Source organism: Paraburkholderia sp. SIMBA_054 (assembly GCF_046534875.1).
Lineage (GTDB): Bacteria > Pseudomonadota > Gammaproteobacteria > Burkholderiales > Burkholderiaceae > Paraburkholderia > Paraburkholderia hospita.
Genome location: NZ_JAWRXV010000158.1, coordinates 1 through 1,660 on the forward strand (window position 1 = coordinate 1; position 1,660 = coordinate 1,660).

At 63.3% G+C, this 1,660-nt stretch carries 1 protein-coding gene; it reads right to left on the reverse strand.

All coding sequences use genetic code 11. From position 1 onward, the window contains the following. Nucleotides 1-35: 35 nt before the first annotated feature. Nucleotides 36-1,585, reverse strand: a protein-coding gene (locus SB822_RS54450) for an IS3 family transposase (RefSeq protein WP_410858766.1) whose coding sequence is annotated in 2 segments (ribosomal slippage) — nt 36-1,099 and nt 1,099-1,585 — 1,551 coding nt in all. Because the reading frame shifts where the segments join, the coding sequence is not laid out codon by codon here. Nucleotides 1,586-1,660 lie beyond the last annotated feature (75 nt).

Consider the following 1,660-nt stretch of genomic DNA (forward strand, 5'->3'; position numbering starts at 1 on the left):
CGGTGTGTGTCAAGGTAGTTGTCGCCTGAACCGCGTTACGCTGCCTGCCTGTACATTTTGACTGAGGCCGGGGCTCGCTCCGGATTCAGATATACGGCGTCGTCCAGATGCCAGTTGCGGATGGCCCCTGACCAGCGCGCCGGGTTTTGCATGCGCGCGCTCCGGTACAGCGCACGCCGTCGGGCCAGCAGTTCGTCGGCTTCGCCCCGGTGCCGTTGGCCCGGGCTGACATACTTCAGGCCGCTGTGACAGTGCGCTTCGTTGTACCACTGCACGAAGCGCTGCACCCATTCCCGAGCCGCCTCCAGCGTGTCGAACGGCTGCTCGGGCCACAACGGACAGTACTTCGCCGTGCGGAACAGCGCCTCGGCAAATGCGTTGTCGTTGCTCACGCGCGGCCGGCTGAACGAGGGCTGCACACCCAGTTCGATCATCGCCGCGCGCATGGTGGCGCCTTTCATCGCACTGCCGTTATCCGAATGCAGCACCAGCGGCCGTCCGGCGATGCCTTCGCGCAAACATCCCCTGGTCAGCAGGACGCTCGCATGCTCGGCCGACTCCTGTTCCCACACCTCGTTCATCACCAGTTTGCGGCTGTAGATGTCCTTCATCATGTACCAGTAGAAGTACCGGCCTCTGATCGTTGTCGGCATCCACGTAATATCCCAGCACCACACCTGGTTCGGGCCATCGGCACGATGGGTCGTAAGCGTGCGTTGTTGCGGGGCTCGCGCACGGCCTCGACGCTGGCCCTGTCCTGCCGCTTTCAGCACCCGGTAGAACGTCGATTCGGACGCCAGATACACCCCCTCATCAGCCAGCTTCGGCACAATCTGGTGCGGCGTCAGACTCGCGTAGTCCGGGCGGTTGGCCGCCTCGAGCACGGCCTGACGCTCGGCCTCACTGAGCTTGTTGGGCGGCGCCGCACGCCTGAGCTGAGTTCGCCCATCCTGCGGCGACAGGCGCCAGCGCTGGACACTGCGCACACTGAGCCCCAACTGCTCGCAGGCACGCGAGCGGCGTGCTCCCTGCTGTACCGCTTCATCGATCAACTGCATGGCTTCATCGCGATCCGGGCCGCTGATCAGTCGTCCTCTTCCTTGCCCCAGATCGCTTCGGCTTTTTTTCGCAGGTTCAGCAACGCCGCCGCCTCCGCACGCGCGGCATCGCTGCGCCTGAGCTGACGCTCCAGTTCACGGATGCGTTTTTGAGCGGCCTTTGCTTCATTGCGCTGGGCAGCCGTGGGCCTGGTTTCAGGCGCTACATTGGCCTGTTCACAGGCTTCGCGCCACTGCCGGATCTGCTCCGGATAAATGCCCTTGCTGCGGCAGTATTGTGAGGTCTCGGCCTCGTTGAGCGATGCCGTCTCCAGCACCACCCTGAACTTGTCGGCGCTTGACCACTGATCGCTGGTTCTGCCCTTGCCCGGCATGAATACCCCTGCATCTCTTGCACGCTGCCGCCAGGTCCGTAGCGTCACCGTGGTGATGCCCGTCGCGCCTGCCAGCTCAATGACCGCACGATTGAACGGCGGCATCATCTGTTTGATTGCCCATTCCCGCGTCTCCGCTGAATAGCGTTTCATCTTCCATTCGCTGTCCGCCCCCCATCTTTACACCAATCGGTTCGGGTGAGGCGACAACTAGCCTGACATGGAGGG